The sequence below is a fragment of the Leucogemmata humicola genome (assembly GCF_055379415.1).
This window is the reverse complement of record NZ_AP040875.1, coordinates 2,511,318-2,538,069: the sequence shown is the minus strand read 5'-3', so window position 1 is coordinate 2,538,069 and position 26,752 is coordinate 2,511,318. Positions and strand designations below refer to the sequence as shown.

General features: G+C 62.9%; 25 protein-coding genes. 14 read left to right on the top strand and 11 right to left on the bottom strand.

Translation table 11 applies throughout. The features are described 5' to 3' along the window. Position 1 precedes the first annotated feature (1 nt). Genes AC6H4Z_RS10565 through AC6H4Z_RS10540 form a run of 6 tightly spaced genes read left to right on the top strand, consistent with a single transcriptional unit; the run spans position 2 to position 6,897 of the window. On the top strand, positions 2-2,743 hold the full coding sequence (locus AC6H4Z_RS10565; protein ID WP_497546712.1) for a HEAT repeat domain-containing protein: 2,742 nt from the start codon (positions 2-4) through the stop codon (positions 2,741-2,743). Then, positions 2,743-3,705: a CheR family methyltransferase gene (locus tag AC6H4Z_RS10560; protein ID WP_497546711.1), complete on the top strand. Its 963-nt coding sequence runs from the start codon at positions 2,743-2,745 to the stop codon at positions 3,703-3,705. The genes AC6H4Z_RS10565 and AC6H4Z_RS10560 overlap by 1 nt, the downstream gene beginning before the upstream one ends. After that, entirely contained in the window at positions 3,702-4,769 is a 1,068-nt protein-coding gene (gene cheB, locus AC6H4Z_RS10555; RefSeq protein WP_497546710.1) for a chemotaxis-specific protein-glutamate methyltransferase CheB, read from the top strand. Before AC6H4Z_RS10560 ends, cheB begins: the two co-directional genes overlap by 4 nt. Continuing rightward, positions 4,769-5,137 carry a response regulator transcription factor gene (locus AC6H4Z_RS10550; RefSeq protein WP_497546709.1) on the top strand — a complete coding sequence of 123 codons (369 nt, stop codon included), beginning with the start codon at positions 4,769-4,771 and terminating at the stop codon, positions 5,135-5,137. The genes cheB and AC6H4Z_RS10550 overlap by 1 nt, the downstream gene beginning before the upstream one ends. Beyond that, complete coding sequence (locus AC6H4Z_RS10545; protein WP_497546708.1) at positions 5,134-5,739, top strand: chemotaxis protein CheC; 606 nt, start codon at positions 5,134-5,136, stop codon at positions 5,737-5,739. Before AC6H4Z_RS10550 ends, AC6H4Z_RS10545 begins: the two co-directional genes overlap by 4 nt. Positions 5,740-5,742: 3 nt before the next feature. After that, on the top strand, positions 5,743-6,897 hold the full coding sequence (locus AC6H4Z_RS10540) for a PAS domain-containing sensor histidine kinase (RefSeq protein ID WP_497546707.1): 1,155 nt from the start codon (positions 5,743-5,745) through the stop codon (positions 6,895-6,897). A gap of 54 nt (positions 6,898-6,951) precedes the next feature. Here the strand turns inward: AC6H4Z_RS10540 and AC6H4Z_RS10535 are convergent, their stop codons facing one another. The 3 genes from AC6H4Z_RS10535 to surE all read right to left on the bottom strand — a co-directional run bounded on the left by AC6H4Z_RS10535 (position 6,952) and on the right by surE (position 9,643). Beyond that, a complete protein-coding gene (locus AC6H4Z_RS10535; protein WP_497546706.1) occupies positions 6,952-7,908 on the bottom strand; it encodes a ferritin-like domain-containing protein in 957 nt (318 codons plus the stop codon). 24 nt (positions 7,909-7,932) lie between these two features. Next, positions 7,933-8,751: a ferritin-like domain-containing protein gene (locus tag AC6H4Z_RS10530; protein ID WP_497546705.1), complete on the bottom strand. Its 819-nt coding sequence runs from the start codon at positions 8,749-8,751 to the stop codon at positions 7,933-7,935. A gap of 172 nt (positions 8,752-8,923) precedes the next feature. Next, a complete protein-coding gene (gene surE, locus AC6H4Z_RS10525) occupies positions 8,924-9,643 on the bottom strand; it encodes a 5'/3'-nucleotidase SurE (RefSeq protein WP_497546704.1) in 720 nt (239 codons plus the stop codon). Between the two features lie 95 nt (positions 9,644-9,738). Here surE and AC6H4Z_RS10520 point away from each other — a divergent pair, with 95 nt between their 5' ends. From AC6H4Z_RS10520 to AC6H4Z_RS10510, 3 genes are all read left to right on the top strand, one after another. Next, a complete protein-coding gene (locus AC6H4Z_RS10520) occupies positions 9,739-10,650 on the top strand; it encodes a diacylglycerol/lipid kinase family protein (protein ID WP_497546703.1) in 912 nt (303 codons plus the stop codon). A gap of 91 nt (positions 10,651-10,741) precedes the next feature. Further along, entirely contained in the window at positions 10,742-11,260 is a 519-nt protein-coding gene (locus AC6H4Z_RS10515) for a DUF3761 domain-containing protein (protein WP_497546702.1), read from the top strand. A gap of 136 nt (positions 11,261-11,396) precedes the next feature. Beyond that, positions 11,397-11,669 carry a hypothetical protein gene (locus tag AC6H4Z_RS10510; protein WP_497546701.1) on the top strand — a complete coding sequence of 91 codons (273 nt, stop codon included), beginning with the start codon at positions 11,397-11,399 and terminating at the stop codon, positions 11,667-11,669. A gap of 14 nt (positions 11,670-11,683) precedes the next feature. Here the strand turns inward: AC6H4Z_RS10510 and AC6H4Z_RS10505 are convergent, their stop codons facing one another. Both AC6H4Z_RS10505 and AC6H4Z_RS10500 read right to left on the bottom strand, forming a co-directional pair. Beyond that, complete coding sequence (locus AC6H4Z_RS10505; protein WP_497546700.1) at positions 11,684-12,385, bottom strand: hypothetical protein; 702 nt, start codon at positions 12,383-12,385, stop codon at positions 11,684-11,686. A 49-nt stretch (positions 12,386-12,434) separates the two neighbouring features. Next, entirely contained in the window at positions 12,435-14,033 is a 1,599-nt protein-coding gene (locus tag AC6H4Z_RS10500; protein WP_497546699.1) for a bifunctional metallophosphatase/5'-nucleotidase, read from the bottom strand. Positions 14,034-14,196: 163 nt separating this feature from the next. Between AC6H4Z_RS10500 and AC6H4Z_RS10495 the strand changes: the two genes are divergently transcribed. Beyond that, the gene (locus tag AC6H4Z_RS10495; RefSeq protein ID WP_497546698.1) at positions 14,197-14,652 is read left to right on the top strand and encodes a hypothetical protein; all 456 of its coding nucleotides are present in this window, start codon (positions 14,197-14,199) and stop codon (positions 14,650-14,652) included. A 451-nt stretch (positions 14,653-15,103) separates the two neighbouring features. Beyond that, positions 15,104-16,726: an inorganic phosphate transporter gene (locus AC6H4Z_RS10490; RefSeq protein ID WP_497546697.1), complete on the top strand. Its 1,623-nt coding sequence runs from the start codon at positions 15,104-15,106 to the stop codon at positions 16,724-16,726. 76 nt (positions 16,727-16,802) lie between these two features. On the opposite strand, the gene AC6H4Z_RS10485 is transcribed toward AC6H4Z_RS10490, so the two are convergent. Genes AC6H4Z_RS10485 through AC6H4Z_RS10475 form a run of 3 tightly spaced genes read right to left on the bottom strand, consistent with a single transcriptional unit; the run spans position 16,803 to position 20,531 of the window. Continuing rightward, on the bottom strand, positions 16,803-17,234 hold the full coding sequence (locus tag AC6H4Z_RS10485; RefSeq protein WP_497546696.1) for a QcrA and Rieske domain-containing protein: 432 nt from the start codon (positions 17,232-17,234) through the stop codon (positions 16,803-16,805). 4 nt (positions 17,235-17,238) lie between these two features. After that, the gene (locus AC6H4Z_RS10480; RefSeq protein WP_497546695.1) at positions 17,239-19,062 is read right to left on the bottom strand and encodes a cytochrome c peroxidase; all 1,824 of its coding nucleotides are present in this window, start codon (positions 19,060-19,062) and stop codon (positions 17,239-17,241) included. A gap of 8 nt (positions 19,063-19,070) precedes the next feature. After that, complete coding sequence (locus tag AC6H4Z_RS10475; protein WP_497546694.1) at positions 19,071-20,531, bottom strand: PhoX family protein; 1,461 nt, start codon at positions 20,529-20,531, stop codon at positions 19,071-19,073. Between the two features lie 179 nt (positions 20,532-20,710). Here AC6H4Z_RS10475 and AC6H4Z_RS10470 point away from each other — a divergent pair, with 179 nt between their 5' ends. Beyond that, positions 20,711-22,459, top strand: a complete 1,749-nt coding sequence (locus AC6H4Z_RS10470; RefSeq protein WP_497546693.1) for a methyl-accepting chemotaxis protein — start codon at positions 20,711-20,713, stop codon at positions 22,457-22,459. Positions 22,460-22,472: 13 nt separating this feature from the next. Here AC6H4Z_RS10470 and AC6H4Z_RS10465 read toward each other — a convergent pair whose 3' ends face one another. The 3 genes from AC6H4Z_RS10465 to AC6H4Z_RS10455 all read right to left on the bottom strand — a co-directional run bounded on the left by AC6H4Z_RS10465 (position 22,473) and on the right by AC6H4Z_RS10455 (position 24,662). After that, positions 22,473-22,841: a hypothetical protein gene (locus tag AC6H4Z_RS10465; RefSeq protein WP_497546692.1), complete on the bottom strand. Its 369-nt coding sequence runs from the start codon at positions 22,839-22,841 to the stop codon at positions 22,473-22,475. Positions 22,842-22,915: 74 nt separating this feature from the next. After that, the gene (locus AC6H4Z_RS10460) at positions 22,916-23,335 is read right to left on the bottom strand and encodes a DUF3830 family protein (RefSeq protein ID WP_497546691.1); all 420 of its coding nucleotides are present in this window, start codon (positions 23,333-23,335) and stop codon (positions 22,916-22,918) included. 85 nt (positions 23,336-23,420) lie between these two features. After that, positions 23,421-24,662: an ABC transporter permease gene (locus AC6H4Z_RS10455; RefSeq protein ID WP_497546690.1), complete on the bottom strand. Its 1,242-nt coding sequence runs from the start codon at positions 24,660-24,662 to the stop codon at positions 23,421-23,423. A gap of 115 nt (positions 24,663-24,777) precedes the next feature. On the opposite strand from AC6H4Z_RS10455, the gene AC6H4Z_RS10450 reads away from it, so the two are divergent. Continuing rightward, positions 24,778-26,043, top strand: a complete 1,266-nt coding sequence (locus tag AC6H4Z_RS10450; RefSeq protein WP_497546689.1) for a sensor histidine kinase — start codon at positions 24,778-24,780, stop codon at positions 26,041-26,043. Continuing rightward, a complete protein-coding gene (locus tag AC6H4Z_RS10445) occupies positions 26,040-26,672 on the top strand; it encodes a response regulator (RefSeq protein ID WP_497546688.1) in 633 nt (210 codons plus the stop codon). Before AC6H4Z_RS10450 ends, AC6H4Z_RS10445 begins: the two co-directional genes overlap by 4 nt. Positions 26,673-26,752 lie beyond the last annotated feature (80 nt).

The window sequence follows — 26,752 nt, the reverse complement described above, 5'->3', positions numbered from 1 at the left end:
CGTGACGTCGCGCCACGGTTCGACTGGCACCTTTACCACCGATTGCTCGCTCGTCGTTCAGACGTGGGACGCGTGGCTCGCGGAAGCGACTGGCGTTTCGGAGATCGCAGCGTGCGGCGAGCCGCTCGTTAGCCTCTATCCCGAACTGTCCGAGCGCGGGCTCCTCGCGCGCCTGCGGCGTGTCGCCGATGGAGCAGGTGTCGAGGTGCTAGCGCCTGCGCTGCACAAGTATCTGATCCCCTGCCCTCCACGCGACCGATCATCGGCGTTCGAGCGCATGCGTCAGCTCGTCACGATAGCGCCGCTGCGAGACGGCGATCGAATCGACGGCATCATCGTCACGATCGAAGATGTCACCGAGCGCAATGAGCGCGACCGTCAGTGGGCGGCAGATCTCGATAGCGAAGATGAAGCGGTCCGCCTTCGCGCCGCGAAAGCGATCGCAGCCGATGGCGAAACATCATCACGATTGAGCGAGGCGCTGAGCGATCGCAGTTGGCGCGTTCGACGCGTCGCCGCCGAGGGCATGGCCGCCGGTCGTGACACGGATAGAGTCGAAACGCTCGTCAAAGCGCTTCGCGAACATCATCGCGACCCGGCACTGCTGAACTCCGTCATCACGGCGCTCGCTCAAACTCGCGACGACGCGGCCCTGGCGATCATTCCGCTCTTGGAGCACGAAGATGCGGATGTTCGTACGTATACAGCGCTCGCGCTGGGTCTCATGGACGACGAGCGCGCGGTGCCCGGGTTGCTCGAGCGCCTCGATGACGCCGATGTGAACGTCCGCTATCACGCCATCGAGGCGCTTGGCCGCATTGGCGATCGCCGAGCGGTCGAGGCGCTAATCGGCGTCGCGGAGCAGCGCGATTTCTTCTTGGCGTTTCCGGCGCTCGACGCGTTGGCCATCATCGGTGATCCGTCGATGGCGCACCGTCTCCTGCCGCTGCTCGATGACGAACTGCTTCTCCCGGCGACCTTGTCTTGTCTCGGTGCCGTCGGCACCGAAGACATCGCTGGACACCTCGCCGAGGTACTTGGCCGCGCGGGTGCTCCACTTGTCGATACAGCGCTTGCGTTGTGCAGCGTGTACGAGCGTGTCGAACGAATCTTGGGCGACGCGACCGTCGTTGCCGATGTCGTACAAGGCGTAGTGACGAAGGACGTGTCAGACGCGATGATTGCCGCCTTACAGAGCGGGGACGTCGGCGAACTACGGGCGTTGGCGATGGTGCTCTCGTGGCTGCCCTTCGATGGCGTCGATCGCGAACTCACGCGTCTCCTGAGGCACGAGAAACTCAGCGAGTTCGTCGCGGATCGACTTGGTCGTCGCGGCAGTGGTACGGCGCCCGTCGTCGAGAGGGCTCTCCACGCCGACAACGCACCAGACGTTCGCGCCGCGGGGGCCTTCGTGCTCGGGCGGATCGGGAGCCGGTCATCCGTTCCTGCGTTGATGGCGATGCTGACGGACGAATGCGAATCCCAGGTGCTCGTTGCCACCGCCGCCGCACTCGGCGCGATCGGCGATCGACGTGCCTTCCCTGCTCTGCTTCCGCTGATCGATCACGCAGAGTCCACGGTTCGGCAAGCGGCCATCGCGGCGTTGAATTCGATTGCGGATCCGAGTATGGAAGCCGAATTCGTCCGCCGCCTCGACGATCCTTCGCCGCGCGTACGGGAGTCTGGCGCACGAGTGGTCGGATATTTTGGCTATCCGTCGTGCGTCGATCGAATGATCGAACTCTGCGACGACGACGAGCCATTCGTTCGTCGTGCCGCGGTTGAAGGACTCGCCAATTTCGACGACGCGGTGTCATCGAAGATCGATAGCGTGATGACGAACGATGCCGACGCGACAGTCCGAGCAGCCGCGGCGCGCGTGCTCGGAGAGTTGAACTCGGCGGATTCTCTGCCCGTCCTCGTACGCGCGCTGGCGGATCCGAATCTGTGGGTGCGGTACTACGCGGCCCGCGCGTGCGCGCGTCGTGGCGAAGCCACGGATGATGTTGTCGCTGCGTTGACGGAACGCGCCCGGCATGATAGCGCAACGCCCGTCCGCATCGCGGCAATCGATGCGCTTGGCGAGCTCGCCGTTCCGACGTCGATTGAGACAATCCTCGAATTGTCGCGCGACAGCGATGCAGACATCGCTTGCGCGGCCCTCGCCGGCCTCGGGGGCTTCGATGCTTCCCGGACAGCGTCGGCGCTCATCGGCGCGGTCACTGGACCCGACGTCGCGCGAGTTCGGGCCGCTCTCCTTGCACTCGAGCGCCAGGGCGGCGATGCGGCTCACGCCGTTCCCGCCCTCGCCGCGAGAGTTCGTGAATCCATCGATGAAACGACGAGCAAACTCGCACTTCAAGCATTGGTTGCCATCGGAGACGAGTCGTCGGTCGCCACACTCGCGTCTCTCGGTCGCGACCATCGCTACGCCGAGCGGGTGACGAGTGCGATTGCGCAACTCCGCAGCGACTGTTTGCCGATGCTCGAGCGTGAACTACCGCGAGTATCGGATGAGGTTCGCGTCCTGCTCGTGGACGGGATCGGACGAATGAAGCACGCCGGCACCGATCGGCTGTTGGCATCGCTACTCGACGACCCGTCGCCGAGTGTTCGCGATGCCGCAGAACGCGGCATTCGGCGGCTCGACCTTCGAGCCGCGTATCTGCCGGTTGGAACAGCGCCCACCAGTGGAACGACGCGCCGGCCGGACGATTCACGCCGATCGTTGGTGAACGGCTGATGGCCGGCGACGGCATCCGAGTTCGCTCGCAGTTGGCGTGGCACAGCGAAGTCTTCGCTCTGCCTGACGGCTCGTTTGCCTTGCTGCGCGATTTTATTCTCGAGCGTACCGGCGTTCTGTTCGATGAACCGAAACGAGGCATTCTCGCTGACAAGTTGTCGGAACTCGTCAACCAGAATGGCCTGACGTCGTTTCTCGATTATTACTATTTGTTGAAGTACGACGACGCCGCCGGGCAGCACCTCGTCGATTTGATGAATCGCCTCGCCGTGCCGGAGACGTATTTCTGGCGACAGGCGGAGCAAATCCAGGCGCTGTCCGAGATCGTCGCGCCAACGCATTTTGCGACGCAACCGAGTCGGCCGCTTCGAATTTGGAGCGCCGGCTGCTGCAGCGGAGAGGAGCCGCTGAGCATTGCGATTGCGCTGGCCGAGGCCGGATTGTTGGATCGACATCCGATCGAAATTGTCGGCACCGACGGCAGCGTCGCGATGATCGAACGCGCGAAACGCGGCTGGTACGGAGCGCGGTCGTTCCGGCAGATCAGCGATTCGCTCAAGGAAAAGTATTTCGAGCCAGGTCCCGCTGGCTGGAGGCCAATCGAACAGATACGTCGTGCCGTACGCTGGGAAGTCGCCAACCTCGTAGAACCCGCCGACGTCCGGCCTTTTGCTGCTGCGGACGTCATCTTCTGCAGGAACGTGTTCATCTATTTCGGCGATGACGTCGTTCGTCGCGTGGTCGGTATGTTCTCTGAGTGCATGCCGCACGACGGATATCTATTCGTCGGGGCATCGGAGTCCTTGACCCGGCTGAGCGTCGATCTCGAGCTGGCGGAGATCGGGCGAGCATTCGGCTATGTGAAAGAAGGACGACGACAAGCAGTGGAGCGTGTTCGGCGCCCCTCGTCTGAACCGACGGTTGCGCACAGAGCGACGCCGCAGCATACAGGATTGAAATGACTCAGGTGATCCGCGTTCTCGTCGTCGACGATTCTGCGTTCGTGCGAAAAGTCGTGACGCAGATGCTGAGCCGCAGCCCATTCATTGAGGTCGTCGGCACGGCGCGCGATGGCGAGGAAGCCCGCGAGATGGTTGATCGCCTGGAGCCTGATGTCGTGACCCTCGACCTCGTCATGCCACGGGTCGATGGACTCGAGTTCCTTCGACGGCAAATGGCGGTGCGACAGATTCCAGTCGTCGTGTGCAGCATCAGCCACGAGTCAGGCGCGGCGGCGCTCGAGGCACTCGAACTGGGAGCCGTTGATTTTGTCCAAAAGCCGACGGCGCTGGCCACCGATCGGGTATTCGAGATTGCTGATGAATTAATCGCAAAGGTCAAGGCCGCGGCCGCGGCGAGCATCGCCTCTGCGGGGGTCGCACGGGCAGCGGCGCCAGTTCTCGTCCGTGGAGCGCCTGGCGCGAGCGATGCGAGCGCGTCTACCTTGACCGCGCCCCACGCGGATATCGTCGTCATCGGTATTTCGACGGGTGGACCGCAGGCGTTACGCCAGATGATTCCGCTCTTTCCGCGCGACTTTCCGATTCCGATTGCCGTCGTGCTCCACATGCCGATCGGCTATACCGCCATGTATGCCCAGCGTCTCAACGACATCTCGGCGCTGGATGTCGTCGAGGCACGTCACGGGGACACGATTCAAGGCGGGAGGATGTACCTTGCACCGGCGGGGCAGCATTTGTCCTTCGTCCGCGAGATGGATGGCGGGGTGCGCGCCTGTCTGGGCGACCGCCCCCTCGACTCCCTGCATCGCCCTTCTGTCGATGTGCTTTTCCGATCAGCAGCCGAGGTCTACGACTCTCGAGTTCTGGGCGTCGTCATGACGGGGATGGGGACTGACGGTCTGGTCGGCTCCGCCCATATTCAAGCGAAGGGTGGACGAATTATCACTGAAGCGGAATCGTCCTGCGTGGTGTACGGAATGCCCCGCGCTGTCGTCGAAGCGGGCGTGAGCGATCGCGAGGCGTCGCTCGACCAGATGGCCAGCACAATCACTGAGATGATATAATGGGCAAGATCATGATCGTCGACGACTCTGCATATGCGCGCCGGGTGCACCGCGGAATGCTCGAGCGGGCGGGCCATACTGTCATCGAATCCGCTACCGGAACGGGTGCCATTGAAGCCTTTTCGCTGGAACACCCGGACCTCGTTGTGCTCGACCTCTCGATGGAGGACATTGGTGGCCTCGACGTATTGCGCACCATGCGATCACTCGATGCCGACGCGCGCGTGATCGTCGTGAGCGCCGACGTGCAACGCACGACCGAAGAGGCCGTCATGGCCGCGGGTGCGGAATCCTTCGTCGCAAAGCCGGCGAGTGCCGAGCGCTTGGCTGCCGCGGTCAATGCCGCGTTGCGCGAGCCTGCTCCGTGAATCTCAACGATATCGATTCCGACGCGCTTGGCGAGCTGTTCAACGTCGGACTCCACCGAGCCGCGGCGTCGCTCTCGGAGATCACGGGGCAGCGTATTCTCGTCGACATGCCTCGCCTGGTGATCTGCCCCATCACTGAGATCGAGGAGCGGCTGGCCGATCTCGTTGGGGGAGAGATCGCGACGGTCCATCAGATGTTCGGCGGCGCAGTGGCCGGCGATGCCGTGTTGCTGCTCGAACACGACAAAGCCGCGATGCTCGCGAAATTGATGACGGACGGCGAGGCCGCACTTGGCGGCCGGCTCGATCAATCGGCGCGCGAAGTCCTCGTCGAAGTCGGGAATATCGTGCTTGGTGCGTGTCTGAGCGGTTTTGGCGACATGCTCCAACTGCCGGTGTCGTTTTCCATTCCTCGAATGCAGATCGAGTCGCTGAAGACGATTCTGGGTTCTCTGCTCGTCGATTCGAACGAAGTGCAATACGCGGTCATCGCGGCGACACGGTTTCGTCTCAGCGCGCTCGCCATCGATGGCTATCTGATCGTCGCTGTCGGCGCCAAGTCGCTGATGCGGATTTCAGAAGCACTGGTCAAGCGGATCTGATCGATGCACGACGTCGGTCTGTCCTCGATCGGTCGCGCACCGTCTTCGATGGAAACAATCGGAGACGCACTGGATGTCGGCATCCTCGGCGTCGATGAGCGAATGGTCATTACGGGTTGGAATCGGTGGCTCGAATCCGTGACCGGGAAGCTGGCGGCGAATGTCGTCGGTCGTCCACTGCTCGACATCGAGCCAGGATTGCGGCCCAATTCGCGCGCCGCGCTCGAGCGCGCGATGGGCGGCGCGACCGTCGTTCTGTCCCAACGCCTTCACGGGTATTTTCTCGACATTCCGGCGCCAACCGGCTACGACGGCTTCGAGCGCATGCAGCAGAGCGTTCGTATCCTGCCGGTTCGCGACGCGGACGGCGAATCGCGGGGCGCGGTCGCGCTCATTCAAGACGTGACCGAGCGGGTTGCTCGCGAGGACGAATTGCGCACGGCGGTAGCGGTGGCGCAGGAGGCCAATCGTGCGAAATCGGATTTCCTCGCTTCGATGAGTCATGAGTTGCGTACGCCGATCGGTGCGATGTCTGGGTACGCCGATCTGCTCGCCGACGGAGTCTTCGGAGAGATTCTCGAGACGCAGCGAGAGCAACTACTCCGGATCAAGGCCGTCGGCCGTCACTTGACGGGTATCGTCGAGCAAATTCTCACCTTTGCGCGCATCGAAGCTGGCCGCGAAACGCTCTCGCTCACACCAATCGACGCATCGACGCTGGCTCAGGAGGCGATCAATGCCGTCGAGCCGCTCGTGGGCAAGAAAGGACTCGAATTGACGTTTGTGCCACTCGCCACGCCGGTCAGCATGATTACCGACGTCACGAAGGCCCGACAGATTTTGATCAACCTGCTCGGCAACGCAGCAAAGTTTACAGATACTGGCACGATTGGGATCAACGTCACTCTCGTCGAGCCGAACTGCGTGGCGTTTGCCGTCAGCGATACCGGACCGGGAATTCCGGAGCACGAGCTCGGTCGAATTTTCGAGCCGTTCATTCGCGGTACGCCGAGCGTTGGGCGAATCGCCTCGGGGACGGGACTCGGCTTGTCTGTGAGCCGGAATTTGGCGCGGCTGCTCGGGGGCGATGTGACGGTAGCCAGCACCGTTGGTGTCGGCTCGGTGTTTACGGCGACCGTGCCACTCCAGGGCCCGTAAGCTGAGACGGCGCCGAGGATTGTCCCCCGGCGCCGTCTCGAACGAAGTAAGCCGCTAACCTGGTATGGTAGGAATGAAGAAGGGTTGGACAATCGCGATGACCTGCGCCCGCGTCAGCGGTTCGTCGAACGCCTCGGTCCCCGCCGTCGTCGAGGTGAAATTCGCCGACGGGAGATTCGGCAGCGACGTGACATTGATGCCGAGTTGAGTCGTGTTGTCTTCGCCAGCGTAAATGAGGCCAAGGGCCGTCACCGCACCGGCCGGCGGATTCGTGATATTGTCTGCGCCCGCAGCGGCTGCACCGCCGCCCGTCACTGTCCCGCTGAACTTCACGGTGGTCGCGCCAGTCTGACGGCGTAGCCGGCGAATCTTCGCTGCATGTCGCGCTTCCACCGAATGGATGCGAAGTGCGTACTCGAGAGTGGCGGTGTCGCCGGTCGCCTGAAGCACCGGCGCCTGCCCCTTGTACGCACGAACGCCGGTGTCTTCGGCGCCCTGCGCTGTCAGCAGCAGAAAATTGAGATCAGTCGTCGCGGCGGCGAATGGTCCATTGCCTGCGCCGCGCGCGCCAGTGAAATCGAAACTGCTCGCCGTCAGGCCGAGCGTGTTCGAGACGCCGGACACTGCTGAAAGAAACGCGACGTGGGCCGCCTCGTGTTTTTGGATTTGCTGCAACGCGGCGACCGCAGCCGCCGATGCCTTCGCTCGTACGGTCGCGAACGCCGTGTTCTGCGCCGCGGAGGAACTCGTTCCTAGGACCGCCTTGTAGAACTCGTTCTCGAAGATTTCGAGAATGAGCGCGAAGTTGAGCACGCCCACCACTGACGTTGGCGCTTGAGCAAATGCATCGCGCGCGAGCGCCGCAAGCGCGATCGGCACGGATGCCATCGCCAGGCCCGCGGCGACTGTGCTGTTGACCGTTCTTCCCCGTTCGATTTCGGCGCTTGCCGCGGCGAGTCGATCGCCAATCTCCGGATCAATCGATCCAAGAATGCGTTCATTCGTATGCATGGGAATACCTCTCGGATCGCGAGTTCAGGGGGTGGGTGATGGCGGGCCAAAGTCGGGTGTACCGGCTTTTGTCGGAAGTCCAGTTGCAGAGAGGGTATTCGAGACGAGTCCGGTCGCGGCCACGCGCGCGAGCACCGCACTCGGCTCGAGCTTCACATCCAGGCCCTGGCTGTTTACCACTGAATCACCGGCAAAGCGCGTATTCGCGGTATCGGTCCCGCGAACACCGAGCGCGTCGCGAATATCACGAATCGCTGCGGCATGGCGCGCCTCGACGGAAACGATCTTGCCGGCAACCGTCAGATAGTCGGCGCTCACGAGATACTTGCCTGCGCCGTTGTAGGCCGACACGCCAAGATCTTCGAACGCTTCCGCGTTCTTCAGAATGGTTGGCCCGTCGGTGAGCGTGGCATTGACGGCAGCAGCGTTTAGCGATAACGACGCAATCGCGTGCGAACCGAGCGCCGCCCGAAAGAACTCACGATGAATCACCTCGTGATTGCGGAGGTCGAGCATCACCTCCTGTTGCTCGGCGTTCAGGGTTGCAAACGCGGTAGATCCTACGACGGCCGTGTAGAACGCCGCTTCGAGTTGCTCGAGCGCGTAGGCGAAGTTCAGAATGCCAAAGTCGTTAGACAGATCGAGCGCAATCGCGGTTGATCCGCCGGTACCTGGATTGAGGACCAGGTCGCCGGTTGCCTTGTCGTCACACGCGGCAAACACGGACGGCATGAGCACGATGGTTCCGCCGACGCCAAGCAGCTTGAGGAATTTTCGACGTGTCGAAAGTTCGTAGAGCTGATCAGGCCGGTCGATGAGGAGTGTTTTGCTCTTCTCGCGCATCTGTACGTCCCTCGCATTTGGCCGGGGTGAGCGCGCGCGCCCTCCGGCCAAGAGTCACGCAACGACTGCCGCACTGACGAGTGCTAAGCGCATGTCGGCCGCGCGGTCTCGCAGAATGCGAGCCATATGACGCTTGAGCATTCTCAGATTCACGTCTTGCCGGCCTGTGGCGTTACTGCCGCGCTGTCATTTCCGCCAACGCGACTTCGTCGGTGAGATCGATTCTGAGTGGAGTAATCGACACGAAGCCATTTCGCATGGCCCAGCGATCGGTTCCCTCTTCGAGCTCTTCTACTCGCCGCACGGTCAACCAGAACACTGAGCGCCCATAGGGATCGGTGAGAGGCATTACTCTCCCGTCATAGTGAGATACGGCCTGACGCGTCCAGCGCACTCCGATCGGATCTGGTGGAAAGTTGACGTTCGCGAGACGAACGTTCGACGCAAGTAAAAGCTCGAGCACCTTCGACACCCACGGACTGAGTCGCGCGAAGTCGGGTTCGGTTTCGCCCATCGGCGTGCTGAGAGCGATGCCGCGTAGCCCCAGCAGCGTGCCCTGTTTGGCGGCGGCGAGCGTTCCAGAATGCCAGATCGCGCTGCCGATGTTCGGTCCGAGGTTTATGCCGGAGAGCACCACGTCGATGTTCTTGAACAGGTCCACCCCGAGCGCAACACAGTCGGCTGGAGTGCCATTGACGCGATGCGCGTCGAAGCCACCGATCGGCGTGCGGCGAATCGAGATCGGACGTGAGTGCGTGATCGCGGCGCCCATCGACGACTGCTCGACGTCTGGCGCGACGATGTGGATTTCCCCAAACGTCGACGCGACTGACGCGAGAGCGGCCAAACCCGGGCTGTAAATCCCATCGTCGTTCGCGAGAAGTATCCGCATAGGTTTTGCTTGTTCAGAGCGCGTCGAGCGGGGCAACTCCTGCACCAAACGCCCGACGTTTGCGGCTGACTGAGCCGTCTGGCCACGAGTCTCGTTTGCAAATCACTCTGATTCACAACGAAGCCGCTGGCGACGAAGCGCATTCGGTCGATGATCTCGTCCAGATGCTTCGTCGGCTCGGACATTCGGTGAGTGTGTCTGGACTCAGCTCCGAGGGGCTTCTCGCGGCCATGAATGGCCGCCCCGATGTGATCGTCGTCTCTGGAGGCGACGGAACGGTCGCGAGTGCGGCGCTCGCGCTCTGTGGTTCCGATACACCGCTGTTCATTCTCCCGTCCGGAACATCGAACAACATTGCGTCGAGTTTCGGCATCGGCGAACGAAGTATCCCAAGTCTTCTCCCATATCTCTCGGGCGCGCGATCGACGCAACTCGATGTGTGGCAGATAGCCTGCGTCGACCGCGAGCAGGGCTTCGTCGAGGCTGCTGGGATCGGTGTGATCGGTGCAATGCTCGATCGTGAAGGCGAAACCGTCGGCCGCTTGTGGCGGCGCGTTCGCGGAGCGCTTGCTCGTGGTGCAGATCATTGGGATAGCACCGCGCGATACGTCGCCACTCTGTTGCGCGAACAACCGGTGCATTCGCTCGCGATTACGGCAGATGGCGAGGATCTTTCCGGCGACTACGTCACCGTAGAGATGATGAACATTCAAGCCGTGGGTCCGCGCATCGTGCTCGCGCCAGATGCCGACGCGGGTGATGGATGGCTCGACCTCGTGCTCGTGACTCGCGACCAACAAATCGCGCTAGCCGACGCTATCGAGTCGCGTACGCCAATGACTTCACCGCTCCCTGTTCGAACGCACCGCGTGCGACACGTCGAGCTGGACTGGCCGCATGAAAACGTGCACATCGACGATGAGCGCGCGGGCACCGCGATGCCCTGTCAGTCTCGCCGGGCATCGATCAGTCTACGAGGTGCCGCGCGCTTGCTTGTCCCGGCATAGCGTTCGCCACAGTCGACTCTCCGGCCGTTAAGATGCGTGACGCCGCGCGGAAAGTTGCGTCATTGGTTGAACCCCATCCCCAGGAGACTCCATGCGCGCACGTATACTCGCATCGCTCGGCATCTTCGCAGCAATCGCGTTCGCTCCGTCCGCTCAGGCCCAGGCTTCGTCGAGCGTCTGCACCGACGGCACGACGTCCGCCGCCACGGGTAAGGGCGCCTGCTCGGGTCACGGCGGTGTCGACGCCAAGGCAACGGCCGCCGCGAAGCAGGCGTCTACCTCAGTAACATGCGCCGACGGATCATCCAGCAAGTCGGGCCGCGGCGCGTGCTCCGGTCACGGCGGTATCAAGGGCGCTGTAACGCAGGCGGCCAAACCGGCTCCCCTCGCAGCGACGTCCGCGGCTAAGCCGGCCGCTGCTACCCCGGCAGCCGCTGCGCCGGCCGCCGCTGCTCCCACCAAGACCGCACCAAAATCATCGGTTGCCAAAGGTGGCAACACGGATGCGACCGACGCGACCGCGCAGTGCAAGGATGGGACGTACTCGCACGCCAAGACGCATCAAGGCGCCTGCTCGAAGCACGGCGGCGTTGCGAAGTTTCTGAAATGACGCAACCGTTGCAGTGAGGATGGTTCCACAGGACACGAACGGCCTCGATCACTTCGAGGCCGTTCTCATTCATCCACGTATCGAGAAACTCTACTTCATCAACCTCGGTGGGTATCGTCCCGGCGAGTTCACGTAATTGCACGCCAACACGATCCTCGTTGCGCCGGACGAGCGCACCGTGAAGGTGCGCGCCAAAGACGCACTCCTCCGCGGTGCGCAGTCAGTCCACACCGACGATCTCTTCGACGTGGACGACTGTTTGGAGATTGCTCATGTGGACGGCTACTTCGTTCACCTCGAACCGACCGACGACGTCACGCGGCACAAGCCGAATAACGGCTATCACATCATTCCGAAGCATGTCGTTCGCGAATACGCGGCGAAGCGATCCCTCGGCGGTACGAGTTGAAGCGATCTCGATAATCAGGCGACTTTCACGTACTTGACCCCGCGCTCTTGCAGCTGCGTCAGCGCGACGACCATGGCCGGCACGATGATGACTCCAGGAAGCAAACCGGCCAGGAGAGCGGCGCGAACCTCCTCGGCTCCGCCAAGTCCCGCCGCAGACAGCTTCTTCGTCGCGCCAGCGATGGAGTTCATGCAAATGAGAAAGCGTACTCCGCGCTTCTGAAGACCCTCGACCGACTGGTCGGGCGTCACGAGTCCGCCATCGGTGGAATGGGGCGCGCTGAAAACGTTTCGGACGGCTGCGGCTTTGGTGCCACCATCGAGGACCTCGTACTGCTCGCCGAGCTTGTAGCGCGCCCAGAGCGAATCGTTGAGAATGACCGGGATGGCGTCGCCATGTACACCGAGAACGAGGTTCAGATCGCTATCGGGTACCTTGAACGCGTCGCGCCACGCGTCAAGATAGTTTTTCGCCTGCGTCAACGGCTTCCCGTTTCGGTGCGCGGCGAGATCGAAAACGGTACGATGTTTTCCGGTGAGCTCTTGCATCCAGTCGTCACCTGGACCAAACCCACCGCGAGTCTCGAGTCCGTCGCTCGCGAGCAAACGCTCTGGCGTTGCGGCTAGGAGTGTGATGCCTGCGGCGCCGCCAAGAAGACGTCCGAGAAATCCGCGTCGCGCCGAGGAAGGCTGCCGATCGTCTGCGTGTTTCGTCATTGCCGATGCTCCGTGGGGAACCTGCGTAATCGCGCCATCGGTACGTGTGTCATTTCACCAGCGTCACCGCCCCAAGCGCTGGAGCGTGAATTGTCCCGCGCATTCGCACACCCTCTTCCAATACGACGGCGAACGGCCGTGCGTCGCGCACGATGTCGCTTCCTTCTGCAAACGTAGTTTGACGATGGGTCCCCTGCAGGAGTCCGCCGTTCGTCATGACACGATACTGCGCGTTCTGATCGATAATACGTTCACCTACGCGGACGTCGCTCACGCGATGACCGACAGGTTGCGTCAAGTCGACTTTCCAGCGCAGGCCTGAAGTTTGGATAAGACCGCCTACTCGGTCCAGATCATTGAGCGGTCGAAGGTTCGTTGCGCTCTGCTCCAGAATGGCGAGGATCTGGCGGCCCGACAGGCGTTCGTGAATGACGCTTGTTGGATGCGGGAACAGGCCAACGAGCATCTCGCGCGTGATCGGACCGGGTTGAATGGTGACACCGAAACCGAGGCCCGGCAGAAACGCGACATCAGCTTCCCCAGCCTGTCGGAGGATGTCCGCCGCGAGGACGTCGACGGGACTCTCCGATTTGTATTGCCGCCCCAATCGCGTCGCAGCTGTCCCGACCACCGCTTGCAAAGTATCGCGAAAAGGACGACGCATGCTGTCGAGCAATTGCGCAAATCGTGGATCGGGTGCGTAGGCGTCGGCGTAGAGCTCTCGGACGGTTCCTGATACCGTCGTCACACGACCATCGGACACGGTGATCGTCAGTTCGCCGAGTGCGGAAGCGTCGGACAGCGCCTGAACAATCCAACTGCTGGCCACACGCTTGGGCGGTGTCAGGCGATCGTGCGAGTGCCCCCCGACGATGACGTCGATTCCAGGCACCTGAACCGCCAACACACTGTCCACCGTGGTCCCTTGATGCGACACGACGACGATGACGTCAGCACGCGCACGCAGTTTGGGAACGAGCTCCCGCGCGGTTTGGATGCCGCTGATGAACGACAACCCGCGCGTGTTGTCCTTGTTGCCAGTCTGGTCGGTGTTGTGATAACCGAGAGCGAGCAATCCGACGCGTACTCCGCCAGCATCAACGACTAGAGTCGGGTCGCCGAGGAACGGCGCTCCCGTTGTGGTGGCGACCGCGTTCGCGGCGCGCATGGGGAACTGCGCCAGGGACTGTAGCTCGCGCGTGCGGTCCGCTGTGTACTCGAAGTCGTGATTGCCGAGGGCCATGAAGGCATAGCCCAACGCGTTCATCAACCGCACAGTCGCTTCACCGCGCGTGAGGTTGGCGAGGAGTCCGTCGCCGAACGTATCACCTGCATCGACGAGAATCACGCTGCCAGCTGGACGCGCCCGTCGCACGAGATTGACGGCCGTCGCGAGCCGCGCGAAGCCGCCAATCATCCCGCGGCGCGGATACTCCTGATACGAACGACCTGGATCGCCGGTCTGAGATGTCGCGTCGCCGGTATCGACGACGAATTCCTGTAGGTCGCCGTGGATGTCATTGGTATGCAGGATCGTGAACGTTCCCGATGCGGGCCCGGAACCTCTACCAGTTGCATGTCTGCCGGGAACGACGGAAGCACTCAGTCCGATCGCCATCACGCCCGCAAGCCACGCTTTACGCACCATTCATAGTCTCCAGCGTGGATTCAATGACCTAACCTCAGTGCCCCCACGAACATATCGCCCTGGGCGAGAAGTATGGATTTGACGCACAGCGCCTGATTGAAAGCAGATTATGCTGCTGGTACGTGATTCGCGTCGGGCACGAGCATTCACGCAGGGGATAAGAATGCACGACGTTCGAGGCGTTGCGGTGCGGTGCGGGATCGTGGGTGGCATGGCGTTCTTGGTGCACGTGACGATCCCGAATTGTGGGGCATATCCGTTTATCTGGCCCGTCATCGCGGGCGCTGCGGCATTCTTGATTGTGACGAAGGACGCCAATGCCGCTCCTCGCCGCATCTGGCGCGGCATGCTCACGACACTCATCGCCGCATTTGTCGTGGGGCTGATTGGATTTGTCGGATCCACGCTCGTGGTATTCGCCATCGAACGTCTCCCAACAATCCGTGCACTTGTCGATTCGCTCGGAGCTGGTGGTCGACCGCTCGTCACGGCGCCTGTGGTGTTGGGGTTGGCAGCCATTAGCGGCGTTGCAAGCGGTGCGACCCTCGTCGGCGGTCTTGCCATGATACCCGTCAGGCTGGTGCAGGCTCGGCGAACAAGCGCGACTGCGACCCACTGAACTCTGGGCCTTCATCCCCAAGGGCTCGTAAGAAGGAATGGTACGGCGGGCGTCCTGTCCCAAGTAGAGTTCGCCATGCGCCCCCAAGGTATGCGGTTTAGACCGCTTGTCGAGGCAGGAACGGGGGTAAACCCCACGGGTTCAACGCTGCGCGTCAAATCCATACTTCCTCCCTGGGTCGGCCGAGGCGAGCGGTCGCCGTTCGGCTGCCGACGAGCCGCCGCCGGCCACCGCGAGCTGCCTGCTCGGCCTCCCTTTCCTATTAGCAATCTCTCATATCGCGCCGGCGCGCACCGTTCGCCCTGACGCTGCGGCGTAACGGTGCGGTATCTGTTTCTTCACGGGTCTCCATTCACACGGTAGCGATTCTCCCGGCGCACTTGCTGGCGGATTCGGCGATCCGGACCTTCGGTCGCTCGCCCCTCGCCATCTGCAGGTCTCCGGAGACACAATGGAAACAACGACGCGGCATGTAGCACCGTCGTATGCGCCGCCCACGCCCCAAGACAGTCGGCCGCGCCTCGACAGCAAACCGTCGATCACGACAATCGCCATCTTCATCGGCTTGCTCCTCGGCGGTTTGATCTACATCGGCTATAGCCTGGTGGCTGATGTCAACGCATCGGGTATCGATCCGTCCAAACAGCTGCCCTTCGCCCTCCTCGGCATTGCCCTGCTCATCGCCCTCGGCTTCGAGTTCGTCAACGGCTTTCACGACACGGCCAACGCCGTCGCGACGGTCATCTACACGCACTCGCTGCCGCCGAACTTCGCAGTGGTCTGGTCGGGCGTATTCAACTTTTTCGGCGTTCTGGTATCGAGCGGCGCCGTCGCCTTTAGTGTTGTCTCATTGCTGCCAGTCGAACTGATTCTTCAGGTTGGGAGCAGCGCCGGGTTCGCCATGGTGTTCGCGCTCCTCATCGCCGCCGTCGTTTGGAATCTCGGCACGTGGTGGCTCGGGTTGCCAGCCTCGTCCACGCATACGCTGACCGGTTCGATCATCGGCGTCGGCATCGCCAACGCGTTGATGCACGGTCGCTCTGGAACCGCGGGAGTCGACTGGGCGCAGGCGACGCGCGTAGGCTACACGCTCATGCTATCGCCGCTCGTTGGATTCGGGGTTTCTGCACTCTTGATGCTCCTGCTTAAACTGACCGTCAAGAATCCCGAACTGTATCAGGAACCAAAGACGGATGCGCCGCCACCGTGGTGGATTCGCGGCATTCTCGTGCTGACCTGCACTGGCGTGTCGTTCGCGCATGGTTCGAATGATGGGCAAAAGGGCATGGGCCTCATCATGCTGATTCTGGTCGGCACGGTACCGCTAACCTACGGACTCAATCGCGCCATGCCCGTGAGCGAAGTGACGCGCTTCTCCGCGGTTGCTGCGGTCACACAGCAGTCACTCGCACAGTCGACGACCGTCGCAGCGCCGGCCGATCCGCGCCGATTGCTGACCGAATACGTGCGGACGAAGACGATGAACGACAGCGTCGTGCCGGCAGTCGCTGCGCTCGTCGGCGATATCGGCCAACAGGTCAAGGTCTACGGCTCGCTGTCCAAGGTGCCGGCGGGAGCGGTAAAGAACGTCCGCAACGACATGTACCTCACGTCGGAGAGCATCAACGCGCTGACCAAGGCCAAGGTCCCATTCGACCCCGACGCGAAGAAGAATCTTGCCGAGTTCAAGAAGGAGATCGATGCCGCGACCAAGTTCATCCCGCTGTGGGTGAAAGTCGCCGTCGCGATCGCGCTCGGCCTCGGAACCATGGTCGGCTGGAAGCGCATCGTCCGCACCGTTGGTGAGAAGATTGGTAAGACGCACCTCACGTACGCACAAGGTGCTTCCGCAGAATTGGTCGCCATGGCAACGATCGGCGCGGCGGACATGTTCGGTATGCCGGTGTCAACGACGCACGTGCTGTCATCTGGCGTCGCGGGGACAATGGTCGCCAACCGATCCGGTCTACAGTGGTCGACTGTTCGCAATCTTCTGATGGCGTGGGTTCTGACTCTCCCAGTCGCCATCGTACTATCGGGTAGCCTCTACTGGCTGTTCACTCAGATCTTCTAGCAACGTACACTTCGAATTGCGGAGTAGCGCGAACGCAGGCGTCAACGCGCTACTCCGCTCGATGGCCAGCGAAACGTTAGTGGGCCGCTGTACCGATGATCAGTCGTTGCATCACAGCATCATGTTGCACGACGTACTCGGCGAGCGGCGACGGCGCGGGGCCAGCAACATTGATCCCCTCGCCGTCGAACTCGGAGCCGTGACAGCGACAGATCAAGCGACCGCGGTCGTACTGTGTGATGCCGCAACCAGCGTGCGTACACACGTTGGTAAACGCGCGGAACGACGTCGCGGACGGATGCACGATCGCCATCTGTGCCGGCGGTACAAAGAGATGGCCGCCGATCGTCGCAAGCGCGGGCACGGACGTCAAAGACACCGTCACGGTATTGCCCGCGATCTCGACGCCGGTCGATGAATCGTCCGACTCCGTTGTGCTCCGTCCGCCACACGCCGCCGCTGCGAGCGCGCTTGTAATACAGCGGATGACGTCCCGACGCGACGGCATCCGACTATCGCCTCGTTGCCGGCGCCACCACTATCGTATCGGTGAGCGCACCGAGGAACTCGCGCAGATCGGCTTTGTCGCGCGCGCTGAGATTGAGCCGATCAAACGGCAGCGTCTGATTTTCGAGACGGCGGCCAAGTCCTGAGCTCCCACCGCGCTCGTAGAACTCGATCACCTCATCGATCGTTCGAAACGCTCCGTTGTGCATATAGGGTGCGGTGACCGTTACGTTGCGCACCGTCGTCGTACGAAAACCAAAGCGCTGCAGCGGTGATCGTGTCACTAGCTCCCGTCCACGATCTGAGTCGACGCGATGCGAGCCGGCGGCGTCAGGCACGCCGATGACCTCATACTCCTGGTCGGCGAATGCTGGCGGAACGGTGCCGTTGAACAAAGGTGGGAAGTGGCAGGTTCCGCACTTGCCGCGGCCCATGAAGACGTTGAAGCCGCGATGCTGTTCGACCGACAGCGCGCTGCGATCGCCTCGCACGTATCGATCGAACGGCGAGTCGAGTGCAACCAGCGATCGGACGAATTCGGCGAGCGCCGCCCTGAGCTGTGCGCCAGTGAGCGTGCTCGTTGAGTCTTTTGGAAACGCCGCCTTGGTCGCGCTGCCCCATGACGCGTCTCGCGCGAACCGTGCTGCGGCGGCGTCGAGACTCCCGTGCATCTCATCGCGATTGCTGACGACCGCCGACACCTGATCTTCGAGATAGGTCACTCGCCCGTCGAGAAACTGAGCGGCTTGTAGCGACGCATTGATGAGCGACGGCGCATTGCGCAATTGCGCGGTGCTTCCGCGCAAAGGCAGGCTTCTCGCACGCCCGTCCGAAAACGCGAGAGACGACATGTGGCACGTTGCGCAACTGCGCGAGCCGTCGCGTGAAAGGTCCGTCGACGCGAACAGGCTTGCACCCAGCGCGGCCAACGCGCCGTCAGTTGGCGACGCAGGCCCTGAGCGAAAGCTGCCCGGATCCATTGCACCTGCGTCGTACGGTGACGCAGCCTCGGATCGCAATAGCGATCGCGTTGCGATTGTCGGCACACCCAGCGCCGCGCGCGCCTCACTAAGTGCGTGCGCGAGTGGAATGAGTCCGTCCGTCAGAAGTGCCAGCCGATCGAAACCGGCTCCCTCGCGCGACGCGCGCGCGCCGGCGACTCTTGCCGAGTCGAACGCTGCACGAAGAGCTGCGCCCCTCGCCGGATCGCGCCGCTCGACCAGCATCGTCCATGGTCGCAGCGCGGCGTACACGCCTTCGATCGCGCGCGTCGTTTCAATCGCCGTACGCTCGGCTGCCGGCGAATCGACTCCGCCGAGTGTCAGTGATGAGAGGCGCGTCACCTCCAGCCGCGACATATCCCACGCTTGCGCCGGAGTCACGGGCCACGATTCGAGAACCTGTCTCGCGCGTGCAAGATGGCCGCGCATGCGAACGGCGAGTCTCGGAATCACGACCGTGGCGCTGTCGCCGATCTCGGGATACAGCAACGCCTCCACGACCTGAAGTCCTTCGGGCGGAAGACTGAGGTTCGGCGCATCGTCGTCGAACCTCTCGAGCGGCGGTCCATTGATTCGGCGCGCCGCCGTCGGAGCGAAGTACTCGAGTATGCCCTCGGCACGCTTGAACTGATCGCGCGAACTCGCGAACGCCGCGCGCATACGCGTCGAGTCGCCGGTACTCGCAGCCTCCGACAGCCCAACAAGTGCGCTGTCGAAGGAGGCGAACGCGCCCAACCACACCGGCTTTGCGGTTTCGGCGGTGTCGATCGGTGGGCGCTGGCAGTTCAGGCACGTCGCGAGCGCGAGAGCGCCCGCGACGCGATGCATTTTCGTCGTCAGCGGGGCAGCCCGGAGAGCAGGAGCAGCTGGCTCGCTTCGTTGAACGTCCCACGCAACGTGCCGCCGTCTACACCGGCGTACTTCGTACCCGTCCACGTGTGCGATTGAACACCGATCAAAAACAGTCCTGACACGCCCGTTTGCGTCGAGATGTCGATCATTCCCGATGCTTCCCAGCTACCGAGTACGGATGCTCCGCCGACGTTGTACTTCGAGGCGTCAGTGGCCGTTCGCCGATGATCGAGCTCGAAGACGACTTTGAGTTCCTTCGTCGCAATGTTGTACTGATAGAGGTATCCGTCGTGCGTCTCGTCGCCGTACGCGTTCGGATCCTCCATGAAGTAGACATAGTTCTCCGTCACAACGATGTTGTCCGGGTCCTGGAACATCTTCGCCGGACCGGCGCGATCGTCGCCGTCGAGCAGCACGTTGAGCGTGCCCTTGGTCGGATCGCTCGCATCGAGAGTGAGGCGGTAGATGCGGCCGTACTTCGTGCGCGACTTGTCGGCATTGACGCCGGTCGTCGCCTGGCCAGTGACCGTGAAATACACGTCGCGTCCCTTGTTCGCGCCGCTCCGTGAATAGTCGGAGTCCTCGACACGACCAAAGCGAATCGCCTTGAGCGTCGTCGATTGCGCGTTGACCTGCGCGCCGGTCATCGAGCCGATCGCCGGAATCTCCTTGAACGTCACCGGATACGACGTGCCGACGGCCATGTCCGTCTCTTTGATGTTTCCATCATCGCGAACGAGCACATACGTCTTTCCGCCATTGAGATCGCCGACGGTATTCGAGACGTACAGCGCGACCTGTCCGCCATCGGCGCCGGAATCGTCATCGCTCACGACGATCACCGTCTTGTTTGGGTAGGCAGTCTTCGGCAGCGGCAACGCCTGCTCCGCGCTCCATCTGCCGAGCGCCGGAAGATTGGTGAGCGCGACCGGAGCCGCAGCAAACGGGTTGAGCGATGAGATCATCGATTCGCTGTTCGACTCGCCGGCGGTGAGAAAGAGCGGTCCGAACCCGTGTTCTTCGACGGTTGCCAGCGTTGCCGAGCAAAGACGCCAGAGCGCGCCGTTGGAATTCACGAGATATTCGCCCTTCTGCGGCGCAAACGTCTTGTCGAGCGTTATGCGCGAGACGGCGAAGTTGTCTTCGTTGTTCACGATCAGCGTATACGTTCCGTCGGCGTTGTGCAGCAGGCCCGCGCCGTCGGCCGCGCCGCCAAACACATACGCCGGCGACTGTGGAAGAACATCGTCACTGGAGAGCAGCGAGTAGACGCTGACGCCAGACAGAACGTTCTTGACGAGCGATGGTGTAACCGATCGGTTCTGAAGAACGACCTGGGATGGCTGAGGGCCGGCCTCGGTCGGACTCTTCGAGTCGCTGCAGGAAATCGCGACCGCAGTCAGCGCCGCCGATGCGGCGCCGACGGTGAGAAATGAACGACGCATTGTCGAACTGCTCCTAACGTGGGTGGGTAGTGTGAATTTTTCTTTGTGCCCATCACGCGGTTCAGTTCGGCGTGTTTCGGTGCGGTAACGCTCCCGCGACAACGTGTTTCGCGAAGTGACAGGGTCGTGACCAGCGGGCTCTGCATTCCGGCGTATTGCGTCCCTACGATGTGAGGCCAATGCCGATCATCACTCGAAACTCCGCGGACGCCGCGGCGACAACGCCGTATCGCATCCGGCTGGTTCTTGCCTGCACGGGACTCGTCATCGCGACGGTCGCGATCATGCTGGCGCCTCTCCTTCTATTGAGTCGCGGGAGGTCGCTGGACATCTATCGAGAGCGTCTTTCAGCTGCCGCTCAAGGCGCCAGCGTCGCGATTCCAGCGGACTCTGTCCGGGTCATGGTGCGCGACAGCAACGCGGCCGTTCCGTACATCGTCGCGCGCCAAATGCTTCGACAATTCGACTGGCGCCGAGGTGAAACGCTTTCCGCCTCGTCGCACGAATCGTTCGCCATCGTCGCCTTCAAACGCCGAGAGTTCAGCGTCGTTGCGGATGCGGCGTGGCCGTTGATGCCCCGGCCACGTGCAGTAGCATGGACTCCGCCGGCGGGACTCACCGACAGTCTCGAGAATGTTGGCGGCGGCAACGCCTCACGCTGGTGGTTCGTCGAAAACGACCGCCTCGTCGCCGCAACACCGATCTTCGACGGGACGATCCCTGTCGCGCTGGTCGTGGCCACGTCCTCTCGCGCCACCGTCATGGCTGAAGCATCGAGCATCGTGCGAAGCCTGATGGTCTATCCTGTCGCCGCCGTCGCCGTCGCGGTGTTGGTCGCGCTCGGCATCGCTCGAGGTCTGACGCGTCGCATCGAGTCGCTTGCGTCGCGTGCCCGTCTCCTTGCCGCCGGTGATCTTCGCGTCGATATGTCCCTCACCGGGCGCGACGAACTTGGCGTCATTGCATCGGCGCTGTCCGAACTCGCGAACAATCTTCGCACCGTTCTGCGCGATGCCTCCGGCGGTGCTTCCGAGGTGTCGTCGGCAGCCGACGACGTTGCCTCTGGGTCGACGCGGCTGAGTGAAATCAGCGACGACGTCGCCGGCGCGGCCGCGGCGATCGCACGCGCCAGCGACGTCCAGCGCTCGAGTATCGACTCGATCACTGATCTCGCAAGAACGGCCGCCGACCAAGCGTCGATCGTGGCCGATGCGGCCGGACGCGCGCGCGCTGCCGCCGACGAGATCAGCGGCACGACGCGGAGCGTCGCCAACGAGGCGATGACTGCGCGCGGCGCCATGCGCGAAATCGGTGTCGTGGCAGCAGCCACGCTCCCCGCCGTAGCGGAGCTCGAGGCGAAATCGCAGCAGATTCGAACCATCGCCCACACGATCAGTCAACTCGCCGATCAGGCGAACTTGCTCTCGCTCAATGCGGCCATCGAAGCCGCACGCGCCGGCGAGCACGGTCGTGGTTTTGGAGTCGTGGCGGATGAAGTGCGCCGGCTGTCCGTTGCGACCGACGCGGCCCTCGAGTTGATTCGCCGCCTCTCTGGTGAGATCGAAGCGGTGTCACGCCGAACAGCGGCAGGCATGCGTGAGGTCGACACGCGCGTCGTCGCCGGCATCGCTGTGGTGGAGACGGCGTCGCACGCGCTTGAACGAATCGTTGCGTCGATCGATGCCACGCGTGATGCCACGCACACGATCGCCGATCAAGCGGCGCGACAACAGCAACATGCCGCCGTCGTCGCGTCGCACGTCGCGAGCATCGCTTCGGCTGCGAGCGACAACGCAACGTCTGCCGAGCAGGTATCGACGCTCGCGGCGTCACAGCGTGTCGTTGCGTCGACCCTGCACGAGTCGACGCTGCGACTAGCCTCGGTGGCGAATCAACTCGGAAGCTCGCTCGAAGGCTTCACCGCCTGATCGTGCCGCGTGGTCACTTCTTGTGCTTGTTTCGCTCGTGTTGCAAGAGTGCGCCCGCAGCCGCGCCGACAACCGCGTGACCACCGAGCATGTGGCCGGCCGCAGCACCGGCGGCTGCGCCTCCAAGCTTGCTGTGATGCTTCGCCGTGGTGTCGGCCGCCGTGTCTGCACCCGTCACGGGCGCACCGTAGGGCGTGCTAGGCACCACATTGGGCTGCGTGGAGGGCGGCGTGGCGACGTTTCCTGCCGCGCTGTTTTCGTTCTTTCCATGACCGCACGCCACACTCGCGACGGCGAAACCGAGCGCGACCCGAACTCGAAGACTGCGCTGCACCTGACAACTCCTGAATGCGTCAACGACTCTCACAAAGGCAGTCGTCATGCCGCGACACTCCCCGCGCCTTGAGAATCCTTAGGCGGGCTCGGCTCGACGTTCCGGCTACGCGTCGCGTGATGTTACGCCCTCTCGAACACGATGTCCTGCGCGCCGTGATACAACACGTAGCGTCCCATCTCCTCGAGCCGGTCGCCACCTTCGATCGTCTCGAGAAAGTGATTTCCGGCAAGCTGACCAACTTTGCTTGCGAAGCGCGACGAGCCATATGCGAATAGCAGCTCCGTCTCGCTCATTCCGCCGGGATACCAGAGCACGTCGCCGCGCGAAGGATGACTCGTATGGTTCTCGAAGTCGACGCCGAGCTGATAGTCGCCGAGCGGGATCCAACATGCTTCACCGCTCCACCGGACATGGATAAGGCGCTGATGATACGGAAGCAGCGCCGTGAATGCCGCGCAGGTCTTCGGCGCGCGATCGGTGAGAAGCTTCGCCGTGAATACGAACGTCTTCGCGACGGTGATCCTGATCAAATCGGGCATTTGAGTGACGGTGACGGTAGGAGACGCCCCTTAGCCTAAAGCGGTTCGCAAGATGCCGTCGCTCGCTCGGCCGCAGGTACGCCGACTATTCGTGCCGGATCGCATCGATCGGAGACAGCCTCGCGGCGCGCAATGCGGGAAACGTTCCGAACACGAGCCCCACGCTCGCCGCGGAGGCGACCGATATCGCGATCGTCGAAGGTGTGATCGCCGCATGAAGTTGAGCGCCTGGCACCTGCCAACGAACCAGCGCGGCCACAGAGAACGCGAGTGCGAAACCGATCATCGTTCCCAGCCCACTCCCGACGCTCGCGATCGCGACTGATTCGACCAGGAACTGATGGAGAATATCCCGGCGGCTGGCGCCGAGCGCCTTTCGCACGCCGATCTCTCGCGTGCGCTCGGTGACGCTAGCAAGCAGCACGTTCATGATCCCAACACCACCCACGGCGAGCGCGATGCTCGCGAACGCGCCGAGCACCAGCTTGAGAACGATCATCACGGCGCGCAGTTGTTCGAGTCGGGCCAGCGAAGTGGTGACCTGCACTTGTCGTTCCCAATCGCGATAGCGCGTCGCCAACCACTCGATCACACTCTCCTTCGTTTCGTCGACCGACTCGATGCTCGCAGCGCGGACGAACAGCGTTGGCGTGAGCGATTGATGCACCCCGAGCGCGGTCGCGGCGGCGCGTAGTGGAATGAAGATTTGGTAGGTCGTCTCGCCGAGGAATGCCGGCATGACACCGACTGTCGTCATCGCACGGCCACGGACCCGCACTTCTCGGCCGATCATGGTCCGCGCATCGCCGTCCGGCGACAGCTCGCTGGCGAGCTTGTACGAGAGAACGACGACGGGCGCGTTGTGTGTGACTTCCACATCCGTGAAATACCGGCCGGCTAACACGTCACGGAGGCCGAATACGAGGTAGTTCGCGAGCGTCGCGGTCACGGACGCGGCGTGAGCCGCCGACGTCGGTGTGCTGACGACGGCCGAGCCGCCGACGGTCATCGTCACGTCTACCTTCGGACCGAGAAACGATTGCAAGTCGTCGGCATCACGGAGCGCGAAGACAGGGTACGTGCTATTCGGAAACGCAAACCCTTCGCGAATTTCCTGAGTTCTCGACGCGACGACGATCGACTGGACATCCGTCTGCGCGGCGACCTGGCGGCGCGCGTACTCCTCGAGGCCGTCGGCGAGAGCAAGCGTGCCGATCACCGACGCAATGCCCATGACGACCCCGGTCGTCGAGAGCACAGTTCGCAGCGGATTGACCGCCATTGCAGCGAGTCCTTCAGCAAGCGACGCCCGGGTCACGAAGTTCATGGTTACACCTTATGCCCGCCAGCAGCGCGCCGATATCATCCAGAGGACGGCGGCATCGTACAACTTTCGATGGATGCGCGCCGAACGCCGACGTGCCAAGATGACCGGGATGACCATGGCCGCTGACCGACCACCGATCGAACCGCTCTTCGCGTACAACGAGCGGCTATGGCTTCGCGTGTGGGCCGTGACGCAAACGGTGGCACTGATCGTTGCGTGCTATGGGCTGATCGACGCGGCGGGCGGCATCCGCGCGTTCATCGCCTCGCCCACAACGTTCCGATCGCTGGTCGCGATCGTGTTGCTCGTCGCCTATCACGTGATCGGCTTTCGCGCCCACGGATGGATGATGCAGCGTCCCTGGGCCGTTTTCCTGTTCGTTCCGCTCGGCTGGGCAATGATAGTGGGGGCAACCACCGTGCACGGTGGGTTCAGCGTCCTGATCCTCGGCGCGATCTTGCAGGGATTCATCTTCCTGCCCTTCACGTGGGGCATCGTGACGCTCGCGGCGGTCATACTGTTCACGGCGGCGGCGATCGTCATGCGGCCCGCGCCGCAAACGATGAACCTGATGGTCGCCCGCGTCGTCAGCGTGCTGGCGATGGGCACGATGATCGGCACCGTCATGCTGTACATCCATCGCTCGAATCGTGACTCGGCCATCCGCTCACGGCTGTTGCGCCAACTCGAGGAAGCGCAGCGCGACCTCGCCGCGCAGGCGCATGAAGCGGGAGCGCAGGAGGAGCGACAGCGTTTGGCGCGAGACATTCACGACACGCTCGCGCAGGGCTTCACGAGCGTCATCAAGCATCTCGAGGCAGTCGAGTTGTCGTTCGCGGCCTCACGCGTTGAACCGAGCGAAGTACTGCGCGGCGCACTGCCGCATCTGGCGAACGCGCAGGCCGTGTCGCGAGACAGTCTGGCCGAGATTCGCCGCCTAGTTTGGGCGCTGCGTCCCCCGCAACTCGTCGAGCAGACGCTGCCCGCGGCAATCGAGCGCATTGTCACCCAATGGAGCAACGCGAACAGCGTCGCCGCAACCTGCACGATTGCCGGCGTTCCTGCGCTCCAACCCGATGCTGACGTGATATTTCTTCGCGCAACCCAAGAAGCCCTGAGCAACGTGGCGCGGCACGCGCGCGCTACTCACGTCGCGGTCGCAATGCACTGCGTCGATGGACTCGTGCTCCTCTCGGTGGAAGACGACGGATGCGGGTTTGGCGACGCCGAGCAGGCTGGTGTTGGGAAGATGGGCGTCGCAGGGATGCGCGAGCGTGTCCGCCCGTTCGGCGGGCGTGTCTTGATCGAGAGCGAAGCCGGCGCCGGAGCGAGCATCACCGTCGCCCTTCCCCTCGCCGCGATCGCTGCGGCTCCGGTATGAACCGGGTTCGCATTCTCGTCGTCGACGACCACCCGATCGTTCGCAGCGGCATCACGAGCGTACTCGCGAGCCAGCCCGACTTCGACGTCGTTGGCGAGGCCGCGAATGGCGACGAGGCTATTGTCGCAGCGTCCCGCTTCTTGCCAGATCTCGTATTGATGGATCTGCGGATGCCGGTTCGAGGCGGCGTCGATGCCTCGGCCGCGATTCTCGCGGCGCACCCGTCGACACGCATCGTGGTGCTGACGACCTACGCGTCGGATGGCGAGGTGCTTCGGGCCATCGAAGCCGGCGCCGTAGGCTATTTGCTCAAAGACGTTCCGCACGAGGAGCTTTTTCGGGCGTTGCGGGCGGTGGCACGAGGCGAACGATACCTTGCGCCGGTCGTCACCGAACGGCTGATGACCAGATGGCAGCAGCCCGTACGGATGACGCTCACCGGACGGGAGCTCGACGTCCTTCGCTGCGTGGCCCGCGGCGACGGCAACAAACAGATCGCTTCTACGCTCGGCATCGCGGAGCCGACGGTGAAGGCGCATCTCGTGCACATCTTCGAGAAGCTTGGCGTCGAGAATCGGACGGCGGCGGCGCGCGTGGCGCGCGAGCTTGGATGGGTCGCGGCTGAGTAGGTCGAGTCTTCGGCGGGTGATCGCCGGCAACTCGGGGTTCGAGCGACATCGAGTGTCCTAGCCACAACCACCGGTTGCAC